This is a genomic window from Cuspidothrix issatschenkoi CHARLIE-1 (assembly GCF_002934005.1).
GTDB classification, from domain to species: Bacteria; Cyanobacteriota; Cyanobacteriia; order Cyanobacteriales; family Nostocaceae; genus Cuspidothrix; species Cuspidothrix issatschenkoi.
Genome location: NZ_PGEM01000093.1, coordinates 1 through 9,286, shown reverse-complemented (window position 1 = coordinate 9,286; position 9,286 = coordinate 1). Strand labels below are relative to the sequence as shown.

General features: G+C 37.3%; 7 protein-coding genes and 1 CRISPR repeat array. Of the genes, 3 read left to right on the top strand and 4 right to left on the bottom strand.

All coding sequences use genetic code 11. The annotated features are described in order from the left end of the window. Positions 1-94 precede the first annotated feature (94 nt). Complete coding sequence (locus CUN59_RS13380; protein WP_104388312.1) at positions 95-1,048, top strand: MDR/zinc-dependent alcohol dehydrogenase-like family protein; 954 nt, start codon at positions 95-97, stop codon at positions 1,046-1,048. 579 nt (positions 1,049-1,627) lie between these two features. On the opposite strand, the gene CUN59_RS13375 is transcribed toward CUN59_RS13380, so the two are convergent. The 4 genes from CUN59_RS13375 to csx18 form a co-directional block, all read right to left on the bottom strand. Continuing rightward, positions 1,628-3,802 carry an ATP-binding domain-containing protein gene (locus CUN59_RS13375; protein WP_104388311.1) on the bottom strand — a complete coding sequence of 725 codons (2,175 nt, stop codon included), beginning with the start codon at positions 3,800-3,802 and terminating at the stop codon, positions 1,628-1,630. 268 nt (positions 3,803-4,070) lie between these two features. Then, positions 4,071-4,349 (bottom strand): CRISPR-associated endonuclease Cas2, Ssr7093 family, encoded by a 279-nt coding sequence (gene cas2, locus CUN59_RS13370; RefSeq protein WP_104388310.1) that lies wholly within the window; start codon positions 4,347-4,349, stop codon positions 4,071-4,073. Between the two features lie 8 nt (positions 4,350-4,357). After that, the gene (locus tag CUN59_RS13365) at positions 4,358-5,350 is read right to left on the bottom strand and encodes a CRISPR-associated endonuclease Cas1, Slr7092 subtype (protein ID WP_104388309.1); all 993 of its coding nucleotides are present in this window, start codon (positions 5,348-5,350) and stop codon (positions 4,358-4,360) included. 70 nt (positions 5,351-5,420) lie between these two features. After that, complete coding sequence (gene csx18 / locus CUN59_RS13360) at positions 5,421-5,693, bottom strand: CRISPR-associated protein Csx18 (protein WP_104388308.1); 273 nt, start codon at positions 5,691-5,693, stop codon at positions 5,421-5,423. Between the two features lie 287 nt (positions 5,694-5,980). Then, a CRISPR array of direct repeats spans positions 5,981-7,923; the repeat unit is 36 nt; unit sequence ACCGCTTCCTTTATAGGAAGTGGAATTAATGGAAAC. 219 nt (positions 7,924-8,142) lie between these two features. Between csx18 and CUN59_RS13355 the strand changes: the two genes are divergently transcribed. Both CUN59_RS13355 and yidD read left to right on the top strand, forming a co-directional pair. After that, the gene (locus CUN59_RS13355; RefSeq protein ID WP_104388307.1) at positions 8,143-8,511 is read left to right on the top strand and encodes a DUF8646 family protein; all 369 of its coding nucleotides are present in this window, start codon (positions 8,143-8,145) and stop codon (positions 8,509-8,511) included. A gap of 47 nt (positions 8,512-8,558) precedes the next feature. Continuing rightward, positions 8,559-9,089, top strand: coding sequence for a membrane protein insertion efficiency factor YidD (gene yidD / locus CUN59_RS13350; RefSeq protein WP_104388306.1), 531 nt, complete (start codon positions 8,559-8,561; stop codon positions 9,087-9,089). Positions 9,090-9,286 lie beyond the last annotated feature (197 nt).

Here is a 9,286-nt window from a genome sequence, read left to right as displayed (position 1 = left end):
GGATATCCTCAATTTCTCATAATTGCCCATCAAGTCTGATAGTATTTACACCAAATACAGTGTAAAATACTCACAGTTAACAATAGACAAAATTATGCAAGCGCTGTGGCTAGAAAATAACCAATTACAACTTCGTACCGATATTCCCACTCCTGAACCAGCACCAGGGGAAGCATTAATTCGGGTTTTGCGGGCAGGAATTTGTAATACTGATTTGGAATTAATCAAAGGTTATTATCCCTATACTGGCATTATTGGCCATGAGTTTGTCGGTGTGGTTGAACAAGGTGCAGACCATTTAATTAACCAAAGAGTGGTAGGTGAAATTAACGCCGCTTGTGGTTATTGTCGCTTTTGTCGTCGCGGACAACCAACTCATTGCGAAAATCGCACAGTTTTAGGTATTGTTAATCGTCATGGTGCTTTTGCTGAATATTTATCTTTACCTATTAAAAATTTGCATCCTGTTCCGGAAAATGTATCTACAGAAGTAGCAACTTTTACAGAACCCCTAGCAGCAGCTTTAGAAATTCAAGCACAAGTGAAAATATCTTCAGATGACCGAGTTTTACTAGTCGGAGATGGGAAATTAGGACAATTAATAGCTCAAACTTTAGCTTTAACAGGTTGTGAATTATTAGTAGTAGGCAGACATGAGGATAAATTAGTAAATTTAGCAGCCAGAGGAATTAAAACTGGTTTAGCTGATAGTGTGATTGATAAATATTTTGATATTGCTGTTGATTGTACCGGAAATCCTGAAGGTTTTGCCACTGCGCGGCGAGGTTTACGTCCTCGTGGAACATTAATTTTAAAAAGCACCTATGCCGGAAATCTCAGTTTAGATGCTTCTTCTTTAGTAGTAGATGAAATTACTTTAATTGGTTCTCGTTGTGGGTCTTTTGTTCCAGCATTGGAGTTATTAGCGACGGCAAAGGTAGATGTAGATTATTTAATTGATGATAGTTATCCCTTATGTCAAGGTTTAGCAGCTTTTGAAAAGGCAAAAACCAAGGGAGTTTTAAAAGTGTTGTTGGAGATGAATTAATTGTCTGAATTGTCTGAATCAGGATGTCCAGGATTTAAGGATTTACAGGATTAAGATATTAATGATGATGTTGTAGGGGTGGGGTTTCCCAGCCCTTGGTAATTGTCTGAATCAGGATGTCCAGGATTTAAGGATTTACAGGATTAAGATATTAATGATTGTGAATATAATTGTTCAGCGAGAATTTGATCATGATTTACTGATGAATCCAAAAATCCACTGCCTTGATTTGCAGGAGTAAAGTTTATTGGTTTTTTAATTCTATCACACAATTAAAGTAGGGTTTGCTGAAAAAGTTGTACAGGGAACAGGGAACAGTTTCAAGAGTTGGATGGGAGCTATTTTTCCTTGGTATCAAACTTAAATGCAAGGTTTTCGAGTTTCCACCTCGTAAAAGCTTGCACTCTTTTTACATGAAAACGGCTCAAACCCTTTACCTGTAATCCTTTTATGTTTATTCAGCAAGCCCTAAAGTATTTATTATCGAAATAGAATAAATGACATAAAAATAGTCGGTTTTAACCGACTTTAGCTTTTAGACAGGGAATTTATTCCCTGGCTTCTAGGATATTTAGGATATTACTCACCATCGCCAATATCCCGTTTTGGGGGGCGTTTATAGGTGAAAGTAAAACTCTCCCCACTAGCAATTACTTTTCCCATTTCTTCATACATGGGATAATTACCAACACCGCTTAAATTTGCCCAACCCCGCGCCCTGGTTAACGCTACAAATAATTGATTGCGGAAATTTACATCACTTTCATTTCGGGCTACATTATCAAAACCAACAACATAAACCATATCTGCTTCATGTCCTTTAGCGCGGGTGATGCGAGAAACGGTTACACCACCATCACACCAAAATTTATCAGGGTTATGATTGGGATATTGGGGAGATAAATCATTTAATTTTAAAGCTGTGGGAATATAAACGTCTATTTCTTGGGTTATTAAGAAACTGGCCACATAAGTTTCTAATTCCATCGCTTCATAGGTTGAACCTAAAACTAATACTAAAATATCCCGACTGGGGTTAAGTCCATCATGGACAATATTGTGCATAATATTTTCAGCTAAAGCTGTCATTTCTGCTTCACGAGAACTATAAGTTTGAAATTCTAAAACAGATTTTCCCCACAGTTCAGGAATGGGATTTGGGGAAAATTGCGGTTGTCTTTCTACGGTTATGGGTTTACCAACTCGGCGAAAATCTCCTTTGACTTCATAACCAATTTTTTGCCAATCATCTTTATTTGTGATCCCTGTCACCATGCCCTCTGGACGTAATAAACCCATGCCAATTGCATGGGCGGCGGTGAGAATTTGTCCAGGGACACGGTAACAACGGCGCATTACTTCAGACCGTTTAATTCCTCCTGGATATTGGGGTTGTTTATTCAATAAATTACTTAATTTTTCACCAAATACCTCTTTAGCTTTGGGTACTACTAAATTATCTAAACTTTGCGCTTCATCATAAGCCCAAATTAACCGCCTTTCTTCTGGTTTATCTGGATTTACAGGACGTAAAGCTTGATAAGCTAACCAATAAATGGCTTGTTTATCTTCATATTTTAAATCATTTTCGGCTACTAAATCTTGACCTTCATCTATGAGAATGGCATCAAACATCGGTTGAATGGTAATTTCTTCTAATAGCCGTTTACTTAAATCTATTAAACCGCGATTTGGTTGTTTTTCGGTAGTATTTTGGACTGTTCCCGGTCTTTTACCATGATATTCGCAAATGGTTCTATATAAACCTGGTTGTTCTTTTGCTCCCCAAGCATGAAATACTTGTAATCTCAAGTTTGTTTTCGGGTCATAGTGCATTTCTCCACAACTAAACCGCCGTATCCATTGGTCAAGTAAACCAATCATTAAATCATATAAGGAACGGGTAAAAAATACTAAGGCAATATCCCAATCTGGATGTTTCAGGTGCATACTAGCGGCTTTTTGACAGAGTAAAACTGTTTTTCCTGATCCGGCAATACCGCGAATCCGTTGGGGTCCGGGTGGAATTTCTTTACCTATATGTTCCTGTTGTAAATCTATTTCATAAAGTCTTTCTCGTAAACTCTCAATCACACTAGAACGGGTGTTTCCGGTGGTATTAACTTCTGGACGGGGCGGTTTACGCAGTACGGAAGTACCACTAATAGCAGAAAGTAATAATTCCCAATCTTTATCTTCTAAATCTGTTCCAGGAATGATATTATGGGCTTGGTGAATACTTTCAATTAATCTGACTTTTCCTAAGTTATCTTGAAAGATAATGGGCGGTAAATCGGGTATTTTATCAAAGCCTTTTTGTTGCCATTGTTCTGTGGTAATTTGGGGTAATGCAACTATGGCTTTACCATTAACTTTGCGCCATAGTGCAGGTTCTCGATCACTATAGGATATTAATGCTCGCAGTTGATGTTCTGCTTGTTGATGGGGATTTGTTTCTGTGGTGTCAATGTTTTGTAGTTGCCATTGTTGACCATTAATATTAGCGATTTGGTCAATGTTTAGGGATTTAACTTCAATAACAATGATTCCAAATTCTCGATCAGTTATTAATATATCCGGTTCTTTGCGAGTTTCTCCAACTTGGGAAAAAAGGGGATAACGCCAATATCCAATACAATTTCTATCGGCAAATGCACCTCGCACCGCGTCCCAAACTTTCTGTTCTCCGTCTTGATTTTCAATTGCTTCGGTGGTGATAAATTTGCTACCCTGTTCTTCTATACTTACAGCCATTTTTTTAACCTGTGTAAAATGGTTACAGGTGTTAAGCTATCATTGCTAATAAGCTGTGAACCAGTGAGAATATACGGATATCACTATTAATAATTGAGCAGGTATAATTCAGTGTGTTTACTGACAAGGTTTTTTCCTGGGGTGGTGTTGGGAGTTGAGTCGCCCCCTAAATCCTCTGCCCCCGTGACCCCCAAGTTTGGGGGTAAAATGGGGGACTTGGAAGTGTTAGCGGTAGCGTAACGCACCTTACAAATACTATATTGTCAATTCAAATAATAATAGAACCGGGAATTTCTGTAATTGGTGGTTCTCCCCAAGTTTCAATTTGGTTAAATGTATGTTTACTTAGCGGATAAAATCTGATACTGTCTTCTGAAGAGTTGATTTGTTTATGTAGTCGTTTTTTTAGTTCTGTATATTGACTTTGATTAAGCAGACATTCAAATACTGAATATTGTACTCTTTTACCATATCCTTCTAATAGTTCTGATATTTTTTGCCGCCGTTTATCACAGGGAATATCATAAACTATGATATAAAATAACATGACAAAAATTACCGAATTTGATAGGGTTGATAGATGTTAGTAGGTTGATAAACAAAGGTTTTAAAATTTTTGATTTGTTGAGTAATTAAATCCCAACGGGGCTGTTTTTCTTCTTTTTGATTTTGTATTTCTTCTGCTAATCTTTGCAGGAAGTATTTTATATATTTTCCCCTACCATTGTTATTGAGATAACAACCACTATTATAATATGCAAAATCTTGATCTGCGTCCATAACTTTAGTGTTGATTAACCACAATACGAGGGAATCAATTATAGGACTTCTAAATTCTTCTATTAAATCAGATGCTAATGCCGCATGACGTTCTGTTCCTTGGTGTAAACAGGCGTAATAGGGGTCTAATCCTTGCAGTTCAACTAATGTTAAAATGTGATTCCAAAGGATTTGATAACCAAAACTCAACATGGCGTTAACTGGGTTTCCGGGAGGACGACGACTGCGGGCTAAAAAGATAAATTGAGGGTGATTTAAACATTCTCCAAATGCGGAAAAATATTGAGCCGCACCAGCACCTTCTAAACCCATTAATCTTTCTATGGTTTCTGCTTCTTGGGCTTTTTGAATTAATACTGCTAAACTTTTAATTGCCATTTCTGTGGTTGTGGATGGGTTGCGTCGTTGTTGACGTTGGAGGAAGGTACGGCTGTTTTTTAATTTACCTGTGACTATGTTTTGGGCGACTATTAATTTATCGGTTATGGTTAGTTGTTGTTGATAGCGGGACAGTTGGCGATAACCTCTTTCTATGGGCATTAATCGTCCATAACAATAGCCCATTCTGGATAAATAAGCGATGGGAATATCTCGCCATAAACAGCTACGAATGGCTTGGGTGGTGATTTGAGATTGACCGAATATTAATATTTGTTCTATGAGTGGTAGTTGTACTTCGGTTTGGATATTTTCCCCTTGTTTGACTATTAATGTTTCTGCTTTGAGGGAGATATAACAACCTTGACGGGATACATAAAGTGTTCGCATATTAACAAATGGATGATATTTTCCAAAATATTCAGATTACTGATTTATTTTTTGCTGTAATTGTCAATTATTATTTTTGTTTTTGTTGTGAAGAATTCATAATTATGGAATTTTGATTGATGATTTCTGCTATTATTGTTTTAATTTGTGCGGGTTGCAAAAAACGTACTATCCTATCGCCAGCAGCAGCGTTAATAAAACTCGCTAATGTAACTAAAAGTGTGTTGATAATGACGGCTGTTAGTCCTAGGGGGGCAATTAGTAAAATAATCAGTGTAATTGCGCCGTTGCAGGTAGCAACTCCTAAGTTTCTAACTAATGCTGCACGATGGGAAATGTACATATTTTTAATGTGTGTTGTTGATGTTTTTTAGGTTACTTACTAAGGGATGGTTTATACAAGGGGTTTGATGCGAATGAGGAATTTTTTTGTTGGTGATGGTTTTTTTGCGGCCGGGTAGGGGAGGAGGTGCAAATGTTGATTCTTTCGTTGACCCGGCCGATCTCTTGCTGGGTAAGGGTTTTGGCGTTTTTGATGGGAGGTTTTATGGCGCTGGTTGACTCTGTTTTCAGACCCGGCCGAAAATGGCATCTAGACAGTAGACAGGGTAAGGGTTTATAATAGGGGCTACCGCTTCCTTTATAGGAAGTGGAATTAATGGAAACTATTCCTGCATTAGCGGCAATAGGAACAAGAGCAGCACTTAAACCGCTTCCTTTATAGGAAGTGGAATTAATGGAAACATAAGGGACATAGATATGAACCAAGTTTAGATTAGTTCTGTAGACCCCAACCGCTTCCTTTATAGGAAGTGGAATTAATGGAAACGTTGATAGATCAAAGTCAAGATCCTGTAATCTGTTAGCTAAACCGCTTCCTTTATAGGAAGTGGAATTAATGGAAACTGCAGAAATACGGCATTGATCCAAATCTAGCCAAACAGGCTACCGCTTCCTTTATAGGAAGTGGAATTAATGGAAACCATTTGTATTTACAATCGCACCTGCGTCTGCATACAAAACACCGCTTCCTTTATAGGAAGTGGAATTAATGGAAACTCTTTCAATAACTTAACTAAAGCTTTACCTCCAAAACCGCTTCCTTTATAGGAAGTGGAATTAATGGAAACTTTACCTCCCCCACTTTGTCTACATGCTCCATTAAACCGCTTCCTTTATAGGAAGTGGAATTAATGGAAACTATACAGTAAATCTTCTTCTACTTTGTTATAAGAGTTTACCGCTTCCTTTATAGGAAGTGGAATTAATGGAAACCTGTAAGGTCTAACCCTCTGCACGGGGAGCAACCGCTTCCTTTATAGGAAGTGGAATTAATGGAAACAAGATATAGATGTTTTGGTCAAAGTTTGCTAGAAAACCGCTTCCTTTATAGGAAGTGGAATTAATGGAAACTTCTCATTAAGTACCTCTTTTTTGATTTCAGGAATAACACCGCTTCCTTTATAGGAAGTGGAATTAATGGAAACTGTAGGGTTTAAATAAACCCCAATTATCCTGAAAGAAGTAAGCAGGAAGTTACCGCTTCCTTTATAGGAAGTGGAATTAATGGAAACCTGATAGTCACCCTAGCTTTAGTAGCTGTCTCCATGCTCATACCAATCCAGTCAACAACCGCTTCCTTTATAGGAAGTGGAATTAATGGAAACTAGTGAGTGCATGACAAAACTCTATCCTACTAGCTATTAAGTAGTAACCGCTTCCTTTATAGGAAGTGGAATTAATGGAAACTTAGAATGGAGGTATGTTGGACAGGAAAGAGAGTATGAAAACCGCTTCCTTTATAGGAAGTGGAATTAATGGAAACAACTTAGCTTTGTCATAGCCAGTAGCACAAGCTAAACCGCTTCCTTTATAGGAAGTGGAATTAATGGAAACGAATCTATGTAAGTTAAGTTTGTTGATTTATGTAAATCACCGCTTCCTTTATAGGAAGTGGAATTAATGGAAACGCGGTAACAGACGTTAATCCTCTATACCCTGATAAATATAGACCGCTTCCTTTATAGGAAGTGGAATTAATGGAAACACAACGGTGGGTGTGATCTCCCAAGATTTAGTTCCTCTGTATCACCGCTTCCTTTATAGGAAGTGGAATTAATGGAAACACTTCAATAATATGAGTTTAGCGATCTCTAAACTGTTAACCGCTTCCTTTATAGGAAGTGGAATTAATGGAAACTCTCTTTGTACAAGCTACTCATCGCTTCTGAAATGTACCGCTTCCTTTATAGGAAGTGGAATTAATGGAAACGCTCCTCTTTAAGAAGGTAAAGTGCGTGCTTTTCTAAAACCGCTTCCTTTATAGGAAGTGGAATTAATGGAAACTCTTCACTAGCCTTAAATGGATAGTAGGGAAACCAAGACCGCTTCCTTTATAGGAAGTGGAATTAATGGAAACAACTCAGATTTCAATTCCTCCAAGGCTTCTATGAGTTGTGAAACCGCTTCCTTTATAGGAAGTGGAATTAATGGAAACTAGACTTCATCTTTTGTCATCCAACAATCAACCCAGTTGCACCGCTTCCTTTATAGGAAGTGGAATTAATGGAAACCAAACAACAAAAATAATAGATAAGATCCCCGACTTCTGTGATGAATTCTCTGTGATAGAGAAGATTTGTCTAAGAATGCGGGGATCTTTTGCATCAATATAGATACTAAAAATGACATTTTCTCATTCGCATGAAAAGTATTGAAAGATAACAAAATAGAGAGTAAGGTGTGATCCGTGATGTAAATAATACAAGCGTCAGGGTGAGGAAAAATCTACCATGTCACAAGAGAACAAAAATCAAGAACTGTTACGACAATATTTAGATTCAATAAATGATCAGGAAGAACGCAAAAAAGCCGAACAAATTGTGCGTCTTTCTCGGTTAAATATCGGTCTTGCTGTGTTATTTTCCATGCTAATTCCCATAGCAGGATATTGTTACACCCGACGCTGGAAAGCTTTCTTGTGGATGTTGTGCAGTTTTGGTTTAATGGGGGCAATAATTGGAGGATTTTCTCGTACTGAAAAAGAAGCCATGGAAAGAGCTTTTACTATAGGTTCGCTGGGAGGTTTAATAGTTGCACCTATTGATAATGCTTTAGCTATTTCCCGCGCTAAAAAACAAATGGAAGAATTAGATAAATAACTATCTTTGCGGACAAGATAAATAATGTTGTATTCCTAGAGGTAATCATGGAAATATTTGGTAAATTAATCCGTAAAATCTTGGTTTTTAGCATTAACCTATATCAAAAATATCTTTCACCTTACAAGGGTTATTGTTGCGCTCATCGAGTTTTACATGGTGGAGATTCGTGTTCCCAATATGTAAAAAATGTTTTCATAAAACAGGATTTGAATGAAGCGATTCAACTTTCCGGAAAACGCTTTATTGAATGTGGAGAAGCGGCGGAAATTTTGGCATCTCAAAAACAACCAAACCAGGTAAATGTACCATCTGCAAATTTAGCAAGGAGAACTACTAATTTAGTAAATCGCAGAGCATTTATTTACTTAATTATTCCTGCTTTTTTCACCTTTGGTTTAGCAACACCAGCATTAGCAAGTAGGGGAAAAGGGTATGCAAAATGTTTTACTAGAGCAACACAAGCAACGATCAGACAAGATCAAAAAGATGGTCAATGTGGTAATGAACCAGAGGTATATTATGGTTTATGCTGTTTGGGTATAATTGGTGCAGGTTTAGCGCATGAGAATAAATAGGATATTGAAGATATTTGTTTGATGATTAGTCTAATAGTTATTCAGGAAATAACAGTAAGTTGAACATTCAACTTACTTTATTTTTATCGCTTCTTGAGGAAGTGGAATTAATGGAAACACAACTATTAAGAAAATAATTGCTGTACTTGCTCTAATTCAGATCCCCGACTTCTTAAAGAAGTCGGGGATCTCTGTCC

Coding starts and splice junctions, on each gene's coding strand:
- cas2 (WP_104388310.1), bottom strand. CDS start 4,349: ATGTTATTTTATATCATAGTTTATGATATTCCCTGTGATAAACGGCGG.
- csx18 (WP_104388308.1), bottom strand. CDS start 5,693: ATGTACATTTCCCATCGTGCAGCATTAGTTAGAAACTTAGGAGTTGCT.
- CUN59_RS13380 (WP_104388312.1), top strand. CDS start 95: ATGCAAGCGCTGTGGCTAGAAAATAACCAATTACAACTTCGTACCGAT.
- yidD (WP_104388306.1), top strand. CDS start 8,559: ATGGAAATATTTGGTAAATTAATCCGTAAAATCTTGGTTTTTAGCATT.
- CUN59_RS13375 (WP_104388311.1), bottom strand. CDS start 3,802: ATGGCTGTAAGTATAGAAGAACAGGGTAGCAAATTTATCACCACCGAA.
- CUN59_RS13365 (WP_104388309.1), bottom strand. CDS start 5,350: ATGCGAACACTTTATGTATCCCGTCAAGGTTGTTATATCTCCCTCAAA.
- CUN59_RS13355 (WP_104388307.1), top strand. CDS start 8,143: ATGTCACAAGAGAACAAAAATCAAGAACTGTTACGACAATATTTAGAT.